This window comes from Marinobacter excellens LAMA 842, from assembly GCF_001574445.1.
GTDB lineage: Bacteria > Pseudomonadota > Gammaproteobacteria > Pseudomonadales > Oleiphilaceae > Marinobacter > Marinobacter shengliensis.
Map to the genome: position 1 here is coordinate 69324 of NZ_LOCO01000019.1, position 16365 is coordinate 85688.

The 16365-nt window shown below is 58.1% G+C and carries 14 protein-coding genes; 11 read left to right on the forward strand and 3 right to left on the reverse strand.

The window, feature by feature from the left end; genetic code table 11:
- Positions 1 to 15 precede the first annotated feature (15 nt).
- From J122_RS14980 to lipB, 3 genes are read left to right on the forward strand one after another with little or no spacing between them, the layout of a single operon-like run.
- Positions 16 to 1182, forward strand: a complete 1167-nt coding sequence (locus tag J122_RS14980) for a D-alanyl-D-alanine carboxypeptidase family protein (protein WP_058090967.1) — start codon at positions 16 to 18, stop codon at positions 1180 to 1182.
- Between the two features lie 42 nt (positions 1183 to 1224).
- Positions 1225 to 1494 carry a YbeD family protein gene (locus J122_RS14985; protein WP_058090966.1) on the forward strand — a complete coding sequence of 90 codons (270 nt, stop codon included), beginning with the start codon at positions 1225 to 1227 and terminating at the stop codon, positions 1492 to 1494.
- 4 nt (positions 1495 to 1498) lie between these two features.
- Entirely contained in the window at positions 1499 to 2140 is a 642-nt protein-coding gene (lipB, locus tag J122_RS14990; protein ID WP_058090965.1) for a lipoyl(octanoyl) transferase LipB, read from the forward strand.
- Between the two features lie 3 nt (positions 2141 to 2143).
- On the opposite strand, the gene J122_RS14995 is transcribed toward lipB, so the two are convergent.
- Positions 2144 to 3229, reverse strand: coding sequence for a GGDEF domain-containing protein (locus J122_RS14995; RefSeq protein WP_058091020.1), 1086 nt, complete (start codon positions 3227 to 3229; stop codon positions 2144 to 2146).
- 274 nt (positions 3230 to 3503) lie between these two features.
- On the opposite strand from J122_RS14995, the gene J122_RS15000 reads away from it, so the two are divergent.
- Positions 3504 to 4955, forward strand: a complete 1452-nt coding sequence (locus tag J122_RS15000) for an ABC1 kinase family protein (protein WP_061333034.1) — start codon at positions 3504 to 3506, stop codon at positions 4953 to 4955.
- Here the strand turns inward: J122_RS15000 and J122_RS15005 are convergent.
- Positions 4889 to 5338, reverse strand: a complete 450-nt coding sequence (locus tag J122_RS15005; RefSeq protein ID WP_061333035.1) for a YqaA family protein — start codon at positions 5336 to 5338, stop codon at positions 4889 to 4891. The genes J122_RS15000 and J122_RS15005 overlap by 67 nt on opposite strands.
- A gap of 59 nt (positions 5339 to 5397) precedes the next feature.
- Here J122_RS15005 and J122_RS15010 point away from each other — a divergent pair, with 59 nt between their 5' ends.
- Entirely contained in the window at positions 5398 to 7524 is a 2127-nt protein-coding gene (locus J122_RS15010; RefSeq protein ID WP_061333036.1) for a methyl-accepting chemotaxis protein, read from the forward strand.
- A gap of 148 nt (positions 7525 to 7672) precedes the next feature.
- Entirely contained in the window at positions 7673 to 7927 is a 255-nt protein-coding gene (locus J122_RS15015; protein WP_061333037.1) for a GrxA family glutaredoxin, read from the forward strand.
- A 72-nt stretch (positions 7928 to 7999) separates the two neighbouring features.
- On the opposite strand, the gene J122_RS15020 is transcribed toward J122_RS15015, so the two are convergent.
- A complete protein-coding gene (locus tag J122_RS15020) occupies positions 8000 to 9262 on the reverse strand; it encodes a 6-phosphofructokinase (protein ID WP_061333038.1) in 1263 nt (420 codons plus the stop codon).
- 145 nt (positions 9263 to 9407) lie between these two features.
- Here J122_RS15020 and mpl point away from each other — a divergent pair, with 145 nt between their 5' ends.
- The 5 genes from mpl to J122_RS15045 all read left to right on the forward strand — a co-directional run.
- On the forward strand, positions 9408 to 10802 hold the full coding sequence (gene mpl, locus J122_RS15025; RefSeq protein ID WP_061333039.1) for a UDP-N-acetylmuramate:L-alanyl-gamma-D-glutamyl-meso-diaminopimelate ligase: 1395 nt from the start codon (positions 9408 to 9410) through the stop codon (positions 10800 to 10802).
- The gene (locus J122_RS15030) at positions 10795 to 11418 is read left to right on the forward strand and encodes a flavin prenyltransferase UbiX (protein ID WP_061333040.1); all 624 of its coding nucleotides are present in this window, start codon (positions 10795 to 10797) and stop codon (positions 11416 to 11418) included. Before mpl ends, J122_RS15030 begins: the two co-directional genes overlap by 8 nt.
- A 122-nt stretch (positions 11419 to 11540) precedes the next feature.
- Complete coding sequence (locus J122_RS15035) at positions 11541 to 12680, forward strand: acyl-CoA dehydrogenase family protein (RefSeq protein ID WP_061333041.1); 1140 nt, start codon at positions 11541 to 11543, stop codon at positions 12678 to 12680.
- Positions 12681 to 12820: 140 nt separating this feature from the next.
- Positions 12821 to 14758 (forward strand): hypothetical protein, encoded by a 1938-nt coding sequence (locus tag J122_RS15040; RefSeq protein WP_061333042.1) that lies wholly within the window; start codon positions 12821 to 12823, stop codon positions 14756 to 14758.
- A gap of 1015 nt (positions 14759 to 15773) precedes the next feature.
- Positions 15774 to 16365: ABC transporter permease (locus J122_RS15045; RefSeq protein WP_227510230.1), on the forward strand; the 592-nt coding region annotated here is incomplete at its 3' end.

Genomic DNA, 16365 nt, shown 5'->3' on the forward strand with positions numbered 1-16365 from the left:
CGAATGAACCTACCCATGGCTTTTAATTCAGTGATTCGCAGCTTTGTTTTTGTCTTGTCCCTGGCCCTCCTGCTGGTGGGGCAGGCGGTTGCCCAGTCGGCTTTGATTCCGTCTCCGCCCCAGATCGCAGGCAGTTCCTGGGTGCTGAAAGACCCTCTTAGTGGTCGTGTCATCATGGAGCATAACAGCCATGAACGACTGCCGCCGGCCAGCCTGACCAAGATGATGACGGCCTACATCGTTGAGCGCGAGCTGGATGAAGGCCGAATTTCCATGACGGACATGGTACCGATCAGCGTCAAGGCCTGGAGAACCGGCGGCTCCCGGACCTTTGTTCGGGAGGGTACACAGGTATCCGTGGAAGATCTTCTTAAGGGCGTGATTATTCAATCTGGCAACGACGCCTCCGTCGCGTTGGCGGAGTTTGTGGCCGGTAGTGAAGATGCCTTCGTGGATATCATGAACCAGCAGGCGCGCCAGTTGGGCATGAACAATACCAACTTTGAGAATTCCACCGGGTTGCCACATCCTAATCAGTATTCCACCGCTTATGACCTGGCCCTGCTGGCCAAGGCCATTATTGAGGACTACCCGGAGAACTACCCGTTGTATGCGGTGAAAAGCTTTACCTACAACAACATCCGTCAACCGAACCGGAACAGTCTGTTGTGGCGGGATGAAAGTGTCGATGGCCTGAAAACCGGCCATACTGAAGAAGCCGGTTACTGCCTGGTGGCCTCCGCCAAGCGGGACAACACCCGGCTGATTGCCGCTGTGATGGGAGCCAGCAGTGCTGAGGTGCGGGCCCGCGAAGTTCAGAAGATGCTGAACTATGGCTTCCGTTACTATGAGACGGAGCGCCTGTTCCGGGCCGGTCAGGAGCTGGTGGATGCCAAGGTCTGGGGTGGCAAGAGCGATCAGATTTCTGTAGGCCTGGCGGAGGATGTGTTCGTAATGATTCCCCGTGGTGCCCGGGATAAGCTTGAATCAACCGTAGACCTTGATTCTGTCATCAAGGCACCCATCAAGGTGGGGGATGAGCTGGGCCGTATCCAGGTTATGCTCGACGGTGAGGTGCTGGTGGATGAGCCTGCACTGGCACTGACGGACGTGCAGCAGGGTAGCGTTTTCAAACGGCTTTGGGATGCTGTCAAACTGTTTTTCGTACAACTGTTCAATTAAGGTGGTCGGCGAAAGCCAGCCGGGCATCGGGGGGTATCTGGCATGAGTGAGCCAAAAGCGCCGAAGATCGAGTTTCCCTGTGACTACGTCATCAAGGTGATCGGCAATTCCGCTCCGGATTTCACCGAGTTTGTCGTGGAAGTTGTGGAGCAGCACGCTCCCGGGATCAGCGAAACCGATATTTCGGTGACGGACAGTAGCAAAGGTCGATTTTCCTCGGTGCAGCTCAAGATTGTTGCCACGGGAGAAGCGCAGCTCAAGGCCCTGTTCGAAGATCTGAAAGCGAGCGGTCGCGTGCACATGGTGCTCTGACGCCATGGCTGACCTGATTGTCCGTTCATTGGGCCAGCAGCCCTACATGGAAGCCTGGGAAGCGATGAAAACCTTCACCGCCAACCGGGACGAAACCACCGTGGATGAGCTGTGGTGCCTTGAGCACCCGCGAGTGTTTACCCAGGGCCAGGCGGGCAAGGCAGAGCATATTCTGTTGCCGGGCGATATCCCGGTGATTCAGGTGGACCGGGGCGGGCAGGTGACCTACCACGGCCCCGGCCAGCTTGTTATCTATCTACTGATCGATCTGCCCCGTTGCAAACTGGGTGTTCGGGAGCTGGTGGATCACATCGAGCAGGCCATTGTTCGCACGCTTGCGCAATCGGGCATCGAGGCGGCGCCAAGGCAGGATGCGCCCGGTGTCTATGTCAACGGCGCCAAGATTGCCTCGTTGGGGTTGCGGGTACGCCGGGGTTGCTCGTTCCATGGTCTGGCGCTCAACGTCAATATGGATATGGAGCCGTTCAGCCGCATTAATCCCTGCGGCTACGCCGGTATGTCCATGTGCCAGGTCAGTGATTTCGAACCGGAAGCCAGCGTGTACAGCCTGGAGCATAGGCTTGTTCACGAGCTGGTCAGCGGTCTCGACCGCCAGCAGGTGGAGCTGCGACAGGGCTGGCAATGATGCTCAGGCGGCGACGCTGGCCTGGCAGGTACGGTTGCGGCCCTCGGACTTGGCCTGGTAGAGCGCTTCGTCTGATCGCTGCAGCAGGCGGTCAATCGACTCCGACCCCTGTATCGTTGCCACGCCAATACTGATGGTGGCCCGAATAACCTTTCCATCCACGGTAATGGTCTGGCTGGATACCGCCTGCCGTATCCGTTCGGCGGAGGCATAGGCATCCGCTAATGAGGTTTCCGGGAGCAGAATCAGGAACTCCTCGCCGCCCCAGCGGGCAATGGTGTCTACCTTGCGGCACTGGCTGGCCAGCGTTCTTGCGACCAGAACAATCATCTCGTCGCCGGCCTGGTGGCCGTAGGTGTCGTTCACACTCTTGAACAGGTCGATGTCCATCAGCAGGACTGAAAAGCCGCGCCCGCTTCGCAGGTAACGTTGATATTCATTATCCAGTTGCTCCAGGCCTTCGCGCCGATTGGCCAGCCCGGTCAGCGCGTCGTGTTTTGCTGCGTACTCAAACTCCTTGGCCAACTTGATCAGACCGAGCTTGCTGCGCCGGCGGCTCTGGTCAAGGATGTAGCAGGTCACCATGACGAACGCCAGGACGATGATCATGACAAGGCGGAAGGTGGCATTGTAGGGAGACGCAAACAAGGCGTCGCCAATCGGGCTGAACAACACCAGAACGGCCAGCCAGCCACCGAGGCAGGCGTAAATACCGACCCGGGCCTCACTGATGTAGAAAATAATCGGTGGGTAGGCAAACAGCCAGATAATTGCTGAACCGTCCTCCACTGCCTGCGTTGCCAGATAGGTAAACAGCGCGGTGATCAGGGTGATAAAGACCCGGCGATGAAAGGTCTTGTGGCCCACGAACAGAAAAGACAGGCTGTTGATCGCCAGCAACACAGCGAAACCAATCAGGAAGGGGGCAGTCACCGAGTCTCCCTGCTGCATGGAACGCCAGGAAAAAAACAGCAGTAGCGGCACAGCCGCCGCCGTAAGCCCGTTAATCAGGGCCGGTACCGGGATCTCACCTTTCACCCGGAACTGGGAAAGTTCAGAGTCAGGTGTTCTGGTTGTTGAAGGCTTCATGTCTTGGCCTTTATTGTAATTGACGAAAGTCACATTGTTCCTGTTAACCAATTCTAGAACGCATTGTGACTCGAGACTGTGTTAAATCGTAACCATCGCTCTGAACATATTTACGGTGAACAAATTTTATCCATATTGGCTGCGGAAACGCGGCTTTTACGGCGTAGAGGTTAGGTTGTCACCGCTTGTGATCCGTATAATGCAGCAATGGCGTCGGGGAAACGGTCCCGGGCGCGGTCGAAACGCCAACATTTTCTGAACATACAGGTTATCCATGTCTTCCAGACGCCCCGGAAAATCCGTGTCCCGCATCAAAACCGGCAGCTTCGAGCGCAGGCTTTCCCTGACCAAGGCCGGGCTGTTTGCAGGCACCCGCATGGCATCACACATGGCCACCAACTGGTTCAGCAACAAGGACACGAGGGAGCAGCGCCATCGGGCGATGTTGTCGAGCCAGGCGCGTTTCCTGGTGGATGAGTTGGGCCGGCTGAAAGGCAGCGTGGTCAAGATCGGCCAGGTGATGGCGCTCTATGGCGAGCATTTTTTGCCAGAAGAGGTGACCGAAGCCCTGCATACGCTGGAAGACCAGACCACGTCGCTGGAATGGCCGGCGATCGAACGGGTACTGAAGGCCGAGATTGGTGCCGAAAAGCTCGCAGAGCTGGAGGTCGATCCGGAACCAATCGGTGCAGCCTCCCTTGGCCAGGTGCACCGGGCGGCGCGCCGCAGTGACGGCCTGGAGTTAGTGCTCAAGGTGCAATACCCCGGCGTTGCTGATGCCGTGGACAGTGACCTGAATGCTGTGGCGCAGTTATTGAAAGTGGCCCGGCTGGTGAGCTTCGGCCCGGAATTCAATGACTGGCTCGAAGAAGTCCGGCAGATGATGCACCGGGAAGTGGATTACCGCCTGGAGGCCAGGACCACCGAGAAATTCCGCAACATGCTGGGCTCCGACCCAAGGTTTGTTGTGCCCAGGGTATTACAGGAGTATTCGACCGATCACATCATCGCTTCTACCTACGAGCACGGCCATTCCGTTGGCTCCCCGGCGGTACGGGATTTGCCGCTGGAACGCCGCAGTGCCCTGGGCGAGGCGGCGCTGGAGTTGTTCTTCCGGGAGCTGTTTGACTGGGGCGAAATCCAGACAGACCCGAACTTCGGGAACTACCGCATCCGGATTGCCGGCGAGGAAGGTGGTGACGAAGACTATGACCGCATCGTGCTTCTGGACTTTGGTGCCGTTCAAAGTTATTCACCGGCCTTTCTTGATCCGGTTATCCAGATGATTCGCGCGTCTTACGAGCAGGATCTGGATCAGGTGATTGAAGGCGGCGTTACCCTCCGGTTCATGAGCCGGGATTGGCCAGAGGAAGTTCTGGAGAAGTTTGGTTCGGTGTGTATGTCGGTGCTGGAACCCCTGGCCCGGGACCGCAGCCAGTGGCCGGATTATGCCGTGAACGCCAGTGGCCAGTACCGCTGGAAGCAGAGCGACCTGCCTTCGCGGGTAGCCAAACACGCGGCCCGCTCAGCCATCAGTCGGTACTTCCGGGTGCCCCCGAAGGAATTCGTGTTCCTCAACCGAAAGTTGATCGGGGTGTATACCTTCATCGCGGTGATGCACGCGGAGTTCAACGGCGAAGACCTGTTGCGCAAATACCTTTACGGTGATGGCGCCGATGAGGCAAATCCGGTGGCTTCCAGCACTACCCAGATCACGAAGGCATAGCGCAGGCCCTTTCCGATACCCACCAGGATCACAAAGTTGAGCCAGGGCACGCGCATGATGCCACCCACCAGGGTCAGCGGATCTCCAACAATCGGCAGCCAGCCCAGCAACAGTGACCATTGCCCGTAGCGGTTGAACCGGTTGCGGGCCTTGTGCAGCTGCAGTTCGCTGACCGGAAACCATCGTTTATGCTTAAAGCGATCCACCTGCCGGCCGATAACTCCATTAACGACTGACCCCAGCGTATTGCCCAGTGTGGCCCAGAACCACAGCCAGAATAGCGGCAGGCCCTGACTGGCCAGCGTGCCCAGCAGCAGCTCGGAATAGGCTGGCAGCAATGTGGCGGCGGCGAATGCGGTGAAAAAGAGGGTCAGATACGCCAAGGGCGCCTCCATGCTCTAGTATTGTCAGTAAAGGTTCATTAACAAAGGTTTCGCGGTTTATGAAACACTTGTCGCTTCGCTTCAAGCTCTATGGTCTGGTTATCTCACTGCTACTGGTAATGGGCATCAGTATTGTGGTGACTGCCCAGTTATCACTTGCTTCGATGGAAGAGCGATTGTCCCGGGAAACCCGCGATACCGTGCAGAATATTGTCATGGACCAGCTGAGCGCAACGGCGGGGCAATACGGTGAAATGGTGACCGGCCTGTTCGAAACCGCCTACCAGACGCCGGAAGTGGTGCGCAGCCTGATCACCCGCAACATTGAATCGGACAGTTCCGGCCGCATCAGCCGCCGGGATCTTCAGGAAACCATCGGAACCATTCTGTCCGAACAGCAGCATTTAAGTTCCATTTACGCCCAGTTTGAACCTGACGCATACGATGGTATGGACATCTATTTCACCGACGGTGTAGAGGAACACAGCAGTGATGAAGGCACCCTGGAGATCTACTATTACCGTGATCCTCAGGGCAATGTGTTGTTCAACCGCACCGAAGACCCGTCCACCAAGTACCTCGACAACCGGAACGAATTCGGCATTCGTGAAGCAGAGTGGTATCTGTGTCCCCGGGATTCCCTCAAACCCTGCCTGATGGAGCCTTACGAGTACGAAATCGAGGAGGGTTACTCTGAGCTGATGACCAGCCTGGTGGTGCCGATTCTGAACAACGGTGAGTTTGCCGGTGTATCCGGTGTGGATATTAACCTGTCCACACTGCAAGCCACGATTGCTGGTGTCAGCCAGGCGTTGTTTGATGGTGAGTCCCGGGTGTCACTGTTAAGCGAGGGTGGGCTGATTGCCGCATCCAGCCATTATCAGTCCCACCTCGGCCGGCCATTACAGGAAGCCGTGCCAGACCTGGCTGATGAATTTGTCCGCCTGCACCAGCGTGGCGGCCGGTTTGATGATGGGCAGACCCTGGCGGTGGCCTATCCTGTGGAAGTGCAGTTACCCGGCACCGAATGGTCATTGTTGATTGAATTGCCGCGCTCAGTGGCCCTGGCCAGTGTTGAGGAAATTACCGGCCTGTTGTCTTCCGAAGTGTCCGATACGGCGGCGCGGCAGACCATGGTGGGTGTGGTGGTGGTACTGATTGCCATTGCCGTGTTGATTCTGCTGGTGCGTTCAGTAACCCGGCCATTGGATGAAATTCGGGACCGGATGCGCAACCTGGCCAGTGCAGAAGGGGACCTTACCCGGGAACTTGATATAGACACCCACGCCGAGCTGATTGACCTGGCCGGTGGCTTCAACGCTTTCCTGGCTCGCCTGCGGGAAATGATCAATGACCTGAAAGAGGTGAATGCCCAGGTGCGAGGCCAGGCTGCAGACGTGGGCGCCATCGCCCGTGATACTGACGACCAGACGTCGCGACAGCATCAGGACATCGACAGCGTCGTCACCGCCATGAACGAGATGTCTGCCGCCGCCGGCGAAGTGGCAGGCTTTGCCGGTGAGGCTGCCGACAATGCCCGGGCCGCCCGGGATGGCATTCGGTTTACCCAGGATACCCTGGGCGCGGCGCTCAAGGGTGTCGATGCACTGGCGGGGGATATGGAGCAGGCTAGCTCCGCCATCGGCCACGTGGCACAGCGCAGCGAGGAGATCAACCGAATCCTGGAAGTGATTCGCGGCATTGCCGAACAGACCAACCTGCTGGCACTGAATGCGGCCATTGAGGCGGCCAGGGCCGGCGAGCAGGGCCGGGGCTTTGCGGTGGTGGCCGACGAAGTGCGAACCCTGGCGTCGAAAACCCGGGAATCCACTGACGAAATCAGCGATATGATCGAACGCCTCAAAGGCGATGTGGACGGCGCGGTAACCGTCATTCAGGGTGGTGTAGAGCGAGCAACCACTGCTGTAGACGGCACTCGCGAAGCGGACCATTCACTGGCCACGGTGGTGGAGCGGATTGGTACCATTGTCGAGCACGTTACCCAGGTGGCCACGGCCGCCGAAGAACAGAGTTCGGTGAGCGAAGAGATCAACCGCAACCTGACCCAGATTGGCGATGCGGCCAACGATCTGCGGGAACTGGCACAGCGGGTCCGCCAGAGCGGTGACGCGCTGGACGGCCAGGTGCAAGTGCTTGACCGGGAACTGGGCCGGCTGAAAACCTGATGCCTTAACGCAGAGGATCAGTATCGCCCCTTACTATCACAGCCATGAGAAGCATCAATTTTCAATTGTTGCTTCTCATGTCATCATTTAGTCCAAGTATTGAACCATTCGTTTCGCCCTGGGGCTCACCCGGATTCAGGAGGTTGTTATGGAGCAGGTCACTATTTATGGCCGTACAGGCTGTGGTTTTTGTGTTCGGGCAAGGGACCTGTGTGAATCCAGGAACATCCCGTATATCTGGGTCGATATGATCGCGCGGGGAATGAGCAAGCAGGATATTGCCGACCAGATCGGCCGCCCTGTGTATACCGTGCCCCAGATTCTCGTCGGTTCCGAATACGTTGGCGGTTTCGATGATTTTTATGGCTACGTTCGCGACCATGAGGCCGCAACAGCACGCTGATTGCCATCCGTTTTCAGGTACAAAAAAAGCCCGGCTACCGTGAGGTGACCGGGCTTTTTCATGACGACCAGATCAGAGCTTGAACTCAGTCCTCAGCTTCTTCTCGACCAGCTGGTTTTTCAAGTGCGCAACCTTGGGCAGACCATTCTCGAATGGCGGGAAGCTCTCGCCCTCGATCAACGGCTGCAGGTAGTCCCGGCAATCCTGGGTAATGCCAAAGCCGTCATCGGTAATGTAGTGGATCGGCATTTTCTTTTCCTGGTTGGCCACTTCGCTCAGGTTGGCCTCACCAATGCTCCAGCGGTAGGGTTTCGCCTGCTCGCGAACGATGGTGGGCATCAGCGCCTGTTTGCCCGCTATTGCCATTTCCACGGCGGCCTTGCCTACGGTATACGCCTGCTCTACATCAGTGGCCGAGGCAATGTGCCGGGCGGCCCGCTGCAGGTAGTCAGCAACGGCCCAGTGGTACTTGTGTCCCAGGGCCTGTTTGACCATGTTGGCCAGTGCCGGAGCAACACCGCCCAGTTGGGTATGGCCAAAGGCATCCTTGGCACCGGCGTCGGCCACAAAGCGGCCGTCTTCGTACTGGGCCCCCTCAGAGGCGACTACCACGCAGTAGCCGTAATCTTTCACACACTGGTCGACTCGCTCCAGGAACTTCTCCCGGTTGAACGGAATTTCCGGGAACAGAATGATGTGCGGCGGTTGGCCTTCACCCTGGCCGGCCAAGCCACCAGACGCTGCAATCCAGCCCGCGTGCCGGCCCATTACTTCCAGGATGAACACCTTGGTGGAGGTTTCGCACATGGACTTGATATCCAGGCTGGCTTCCAGGGTAGAGGTGGCAATGTACTTGGCCACCGAACCGAAGCCCGGGCAGCAGTCGGTGAACGGCAGATCGTTATCGACAGTTTTGGGCACACCAATGCAGGTGATCGGATAACCCATTTTTTCACCAATCTGTGAGACCTTGTACGCCGTATCCTGAGAGTCGCCGCCACCGTTGTAAAAGAAGTAGCCGATGTCGTGGGCGCGGAAGACTTCGATCAGCCGCTCGTACTCGCGCTGGTTCTCGGAGATGTTTTTCAGTTTGTAGCGGCAGGAGCCAAAGGCGCCGCCCGGGGTGTGAAGCAGCGCGGCAATGGCGTCGTCTGATTCCAGGCTGGTGTCGATCAGCTCTTCTTTCAGGGCGCCGATAATGCCGTTACGACCGGCAAACACCTTGCCTATTTTATCCGTGTGCTTGCGTGCGGTCTGGATAACGCCACAGGCGCTGGCATTGATAACGGCGGTAACCCCGCCAGACTGGGCATAAAATGCGTTCTTGATAGCCATCTCGGGCTAAAGCCTCCTGCTGGTTCAATGATGGCGCAAATCATACGCGAATCAGGTGGAAGTTTCATGAGCATATACCGTGCCCTTGACCCCGCAGAAAGTATGGTAGAGGCTTGGCAGGTTTCAAACCGGAGGCCTTACCTGAATGCACATACACATACTGGGAATCTGCGGCACTTTTATGGGCAGCCTGGCGGTCATCGCCCGGGGGTTGGGGCACACCGTGACCGGCTCCGACCAGGGGGTATACCCGCCCATGAGCACCCAGCTGGAGGCCCAGGGTATCTCGTTAATGGAAGGCTACCGGGTGGAGAACCTGAAGCCCAAGCCGGACCTGGTGCTGATTGGTAATGCCATGTCCCGGGGCAACCCGGAGGTGGAAGCCGTGCTGAACCGGCGCATCGACTATATGTCTGGCCCCGAGTGGCTGGCCCGGGAAGTCCTGCGCCACCGCTGGGTGATGGCGGTGGCCGGAACCCACGGCAAAACCACCACCACCGCCATGCTGCTGTGGATTCTGGACCAGGCCGGGTTTGATGCCGGCTACCTGCTGGGTGGTGTACCCCAGGACTTTCCGGTTTCGGCACGGCTGGGCAGCAGCGACTTCTTTGTTATCGAGGCCGATGAATACGACAGCGCCTTTTTCGACAAGCGTTCCAAGTTCGTCCACTACCGCCCGAACACCCTGATTCTGAATAACCTGGAATACGACCACGCCGATATCTTCGAAAATGTCGAAGCCATTGAGCGCCAGTTCCATCACCTGGTGCGCACCGTGCCGTCGCAGGGGCTGATCGTACGCCCGGCGCTGGATGGCCACCTGGATAAAGCCCTGGCGATGGGCTGCTGGAGCCCGGTGCAGGACACCGCCATCGGCAGTGAAATCAACCGCACCGCAGACTGGCGGGCGGAACTGCTGTCGGAAGATGGCAGCCGGTTTATGGTGATTCACCACGAACAGCCGGTTGCCACCCTCAAGTGGAACCTGACCGGCATGCACAACGTGCGAAATGCACTTTCCGCCATTGCCGCAGCCCGCCACGTGGGTGTTACGCCGGACCACGCCGTGGCGGCCCTGTGCCGGTTCTCCGGCGTCAAGCGGCGCATGGAACTGGTGGGTGAGGTTGGCGGTGTGCGTGTGTATGACGACTTTGCCCATCACCCGACCGCCATTGCCCTGACCCTGGAAGGCCTGCGCAACCGGGTGGGTGAAGAGCCGATTCTGGCCATCATCGAGCCCCGCTCCAACACCATGAAGCAGGGTGTGCACCAGCAAACCCTGATACCCAGTGCCGCGGCGGCAGACCGGGTGCTCTGGGGCAATCTCAGCGAAATGGACTGGCTGCCGGAACTGGTGAACGGCTGGCGGGCAGAGCACGGCGAACTGGACCACCACACGGTCGAGGACTCGGTAGAGGCGCTGATTGCCCGGGCCGTGGAGCAGTTGCCGGAAACCTGCCACATTGTGATCATGAGCAACGGTGGCTTTGGCGGAATCCACCGAAAACTGGTGGCGGAACTGGAGAAACGTCGTGGCTGAGCAATCACCGGACATCAACCTGGCCTTTACCGGGGCGTCTGGCGCCCAGTACGGGCTGCGCTTGCTGCAATGCCTGGTGGCCAGCGGTTGCCGGGTGAACGTGATGATCAGCAAGGCAGCCCAGGTGGTGATCGCCACCGAAACCGAATTCCGCTTGCCGGGTTCCACCCCGGCCATGGCGGAGGCCCTGTCGGCATACTCGGGCGCGGAAGACGGGCAGGTACAAGTGTTCGGCCGCGAAGAGTGGTTCTCGCCCCCGGCGTCCGGCTCCGGCGAGAAAGCCCCGCTGGTGATTTGCCCCTGCAGCACCGGCACCTTGTCGGCGCTGGCCACCGGTGCCAGCAACAACCTGATTGAGCGGGCCGGCGATGTGGCGCTGAAAGAACGCCGCAAGCTGATCCTGGTGCTGCGGGAAACCCCGTATTCCGAAGTGCACCTGGAAAACATGCTCAAACTCACCCGCATGGGGGCGGTGATCATGCCGGCCAGCCCGGGCTTCTACCATAACCCCCGGTCGCTGGATGATTTGGTGGACTTTATGGTGGCCCGCATTCTGGACCACCTCGACTTGCCGCAAACCCTGGTTCCCCGCTGGGGCGACAAGAACGCACACTGAACCCTTTCCGGGGCGTTGGTTTTGGCCAAAGCGATTGATGGTTTTCACCATTGAGCGAAAACCCGCCCCGCCACAGACTTGCTGAACACAACGATAAACCAACCCGTTCACCGAGGTTCAGCATGATTCCACGTACTCTTTTCGACGCCGATCTTGAAGGCTTCCGCGATTCCGTCCGCAAGTTCCTGGAGCAGGAAGCCGCGCCTTATCACGAGCAATGGGAAAAAGACGGTCAGGTCAGCCGCGAGCTTTGGCGGAAGGCGGGCGAGCTGGGTTTCCTGTGCCCGATGCTGCCGGAAGAGTATGGCGGTGTTGGCGCCGATTTCCGCTACTCGGCGGTCATCATGGAAGAAATCTCCCGGGCCGGTTTGTCTGGCATCGGCTGGGGGCTGCATTCCGATATCGTTGCGCCCTACATCCTGAACTACGGCTCAGAAGAGCAGAAGCAGAAATATCTGCCCAAAATGGCCTCGGGTGAAATGATCACCGCCATCGCCATGACCGAACCGGGCGCGGGTTCCGACCTTCAGGGTGTAAAAACCACCGCGATTCGCCAGGGCGATCACTATATTCTGAACGGCTCCAAAACCTTTATCACCAACGGCCAGCTGGCGGACCTGGTGATCGTTGTTGCCAAGACCGACCCCAAGGAAGGCGCCAAGGGCACCAGCCTTTTGCTGGTGGAAACCGCCTGGGAAGGCTTCGAGAAAGGTCAGAACTTGAACAAGGTGGGCATGAAGGCCCAGGATACCTCCGAGCTGTTCTTCCAGGATGTAAAAGTGCCGGCAGACAACCTGCTGGGCGCCATGGAAGGGCAGGGCTTCTTCCAACTGATGCAGGAACTGCCGGCGGAGCGCTTGCAAGTGGCGCTGACCGCGGTGGCGGCCGCCGAGGCTGCCTGGCAGTGGACTCTGGACTACGTGAAAGAGCGCAAGGCCTTCGGTAAACCGGTTATCGCGTTCCAGAACACCCGCTTCAAGCTGGCGGAACTGAAAGCCGAGATCACCGCCGCCCGCGTGTTTACCGACCGCTGCCTGGAACTGCACCTGGCCAAGAAGCTGGACATTCCCACCGCCGCCATGCTCAAGCAGCACACCACCGATCTGCAGTGCAAGGTGATGGACGAATGCGTGCAGCTGCACGGCGGCTACGGTTACATGTGGGAATACCCGATCGCCCGGGCCTGGGCAGACTCGCGGGTTCAGCGCATCTACGCCGGCACCAACGAAATCATGAAGGAAATCGTGGCCCGGTCGTTCTGATCGGAGCCCTGTAAGTGCAAGCCCCGGCACATTCCGGGGCTTGCCTGTTACCAAACTTTACAATTTGCCAAGCCTGTCAAGGTCTGTACCGATCACATCTCCTAAAGTAGCGGCACTAATAAAGATAAATGGTTGCCGCGATGAAACGCCTGATCACCCTTACTGTTCCTTTGCTGTCTCTTGTTATCGCCGGCTGCGGTGAAGAATCCGATCGCTTGCCCGTTGACGGGCGAGATTTCGATGGGGTTGATTACAGCGAGCCTGCGCCATATCAGGGGCGCGTGATTGACGGTTACCTCAACAATGCCCGAGTCTGGCTGGATATTGATGGTGATGGCCAATTCACCCCGGGCCCGCTGGAAGTGGAGTTGGCCAACGGCGCAGAGGTGATTCTCGACGAAGGCGAGCCCACGGCCATCAGTGGCCCGGGCGGCAGGTTCTCCATCGATATCTCGGCACTCAGCGTGGACCCATCCGTTGGGCCTAATCTGGACCCCAGGCATTACCCGCTGTACGCCCTGGCCATTCCCGGCAAAACCCTGGAGGAAACCTCCCGGGGCGACGTGGTTGTTGAGCAGGCTTACCTGATGTCGGCCAGCCCCGGCATCCGTAACGTGACACCACTGAGTACCCTGGCCCGGTTCCGCGCCGACGCCGCCCGCCGCAACAGCCTGAGCCCGGTCAATGAAAGCCAGTTAGCGGATCTGGATGGCCTGAATCTCTGGCAGGACTATATCCTCGCCGGAGATCATCGTGCCCACGCCTACGCCAGAGCCTTCGCCCGCTTCATGGCCAGCCAGATTCCGAATAGTTACAATGAAGTGCTCTTGCGCCCTGACAGCGATGGTACCGAGCGGCAACTGAGTAAGGATGCCGTTTTCCTGTTGGGGTATTCCCTGGTGCAGAACGCAGGCGATGTTATTGCCATCGTTGATGCGGCTGCGGCAGGCAATTACGAGAACCTGGACACCGATTCACTGGCATTGCCTAACGTGCCAGTGGAGTTGGCCAATCCGGTGCTCTTGACCCGCCTGCAGGTATCGGCGGATTCGAGACGGGGGCAGGATCTGCCTACCGGAACCTCCGATCTCGATGTCTCCGCGGAACTGTTTTTTGATTACACCGAAGACGGGCAACTGCTTTCCGTGTCCAGTCTTGGGTGCCTGGCGCCTTCTTTGCCCGAATTCGCCCGCCTGATCCAGGTAAACGGTTACATGGCGCAGTTGAAAACCCAGTGGCTGCCGTCAGCCTCTCTCTCCCGCCAAAGTCGACAGCGCTATGAGGAAGAGGGCGAGGCCATCCACGAGCGAATTGTCTTCGATTGGGACAATCAGCAAGCGTACTTCGATACCGTAACCAGCTGCCACGAGCAAACCCTGGCGGTTTCTCCGGAGAGCTCAGAGCTGGACGGAACGCCGGAACTGTCCTGGAGCTGGACCCAGGACGATTCCGGTGTGGAGTTGGTTGAGCGCCTTGGGAGCGCGGGAGGTGAGCGGCGAACCTTCACGACACTGGCCGCCAACTCGCCATCGGAAGAGCTGGGGGCAGGTGCGCCGAATTGGGTGACTGGTTACCGGGTACTGGCGGAGGAAGCGACGGAAGCAGAACTCAGTTTCACCACGCCCGATGACGCCTGCGAACCTGAAGGTACCGACCGAACACCGGTTGATGAGGCGGCACCCTATGTCACCCGACTATTCCCGTTTGATTACGCCGGCAATACAGAGGCCGCTAACAACTTCGGGCCCCGCGCCTATGAGTACGACGCCCGTGACGTGGACGGACTGGCCATAGAGCGATTGCTGAAACTGCCGTTCCTGGACACGGCAACGGCTAATCTCGATGGGGTCAGCCCCGGTGATGGCGCCTTCCAGTGGTCGCTCTATTACCCCCGGCTGGATGCCGACAGCCTGAACCCCGACCTGCCAAACCTGATCCAGACGGCGTACCTGCTGGATGTGACAACCGTGGCCGGTTGTGGTGCCCGGTTCCAGGATGCGCCGAGAAACGCCTATGCCAGGTTAGATTATCAGTATCAGACCCTGTCGGATTACCTGGTGGGTTTGCTGGCGGAGTGATTTGAGCTCGTTGGGTTATGGCTTCCGGGTTTAGGGGCGGGGCCACGGCCCAAGAGGCCAGATTCGTCGGAACGTAAGTGTCATGAAACATGAGTTGGTTTCTTTATTCCCTCACTATTAACGCGCCTAGCCTCCAAATAGGTCCAGTTGCTCGCGCTCGTAGTTAAAGGCGAAGATTTGCTGTAGGCACTAAAATCGTGGGAAGCTCCATGCATGAATTGTCCACCAATGTGATGCATTATTGCATCAAAAGCACAGAGTACAGACAAGTTAAAAGGGCGCTGTGCTGATTGGTATAGCTTCATACTCAACCTCGTTCTCTAACACTCGTGGATGGAGCTGGACATCTGCGATAACTCGAGCAGCTCAGTCTGAACAGTGGCTGGCGCCGTATTACGTGAAGGGTTGTCAATACTGTCGTGCGGTTCGTGAAGTGGTGAAAGGATAGGATCTAAATGTGCTGAATAGAGCTTGCCCAGAGGGACAGCCAGGGTATCGGGACGAACTCAGTAAGCTTAGTGGCAAGATCCAGGTTCCCTATCTGGCTGACGATAATAATTTGGTTCTGGGGCGGCTCGACAAAGCATTGGCGATTGGTTAAGAGCCTATAGCGAATACTAGTAATGTCTTTTTGAGCTTCTCGCTTCTATTACACAGCGGCCCCGATAGCCACGCCGGGATGAGCCAGCGGTTGGATTTCGTTCCGGGTAAGTCTGATGATTGGCAAAGATGTTCTGGTGGACTGGCGTAAGTCTAGACTCCAGTTAAGCATGCACCGACTGTAGGATATAGTTACACGAGCATCGGTATAGCATTGTCAGGTTCGTGATTTTCCCGTGGTCATTTATCATAACGTCAATGCGTTCCTTATCCTCCGGAAACTTACCTGCACTTAATAGGCTTTATGGCTGATTATACGACATTAAAAACAAGCGGTTTGGCAGGCTCCGGTATCGGGGCCGACGCTGCCGATCATCACGCGCGCCGTTTCAACGCTTGGACACTTAGTACCTTTTTGATTGCATTGCTGGTGGCCCTGCCAGTGCTGGTCATACTGGCCCACGTGTTTTTCCCGTCCGGTGAGGTCTGGCGGCACCTGGTCAGCACCGTGCTCGGAAGCTATCTGAGCAACACTGTGATTCTGAGCCTGTCGGTGGCTATTGGCACCACCCTAATCGGCACCGCCTGTGCCTGGCTGGTGGTGATGTGCCGTTTTCCCGGGAGGCGCCTGTTCGAGTGGGCACTTTTACTACCCCTTGCTGTACCGACCTACGTCATAGCTTACGCCTACACCGATTTCCTGCAGTTCGCCGGGCCATTACAGAGTACCCTGCGTGACTGGTTTGGCTGGGAGTTTGGCGACTACTATTTTCCGGATATTCGATCGTTGGGTGGCGCGTCCCTGCTGATCACCATGGTGCTCTATCCCTATGTCTACCTGCTTGCCCGGGCCTCTTTCATGGAGCAGTCGGTAAGCGCACTCGATGTCGGTCGCACTCTGGGCCTTGGCCCCTGGCGCATGTTCAAGCGCATTGCCCTGCCGCTGTCGCGTCCCGCCATTATCGGCGGGGGCACACTGGTACTGATGGAAACGCTGAACGAGTTCG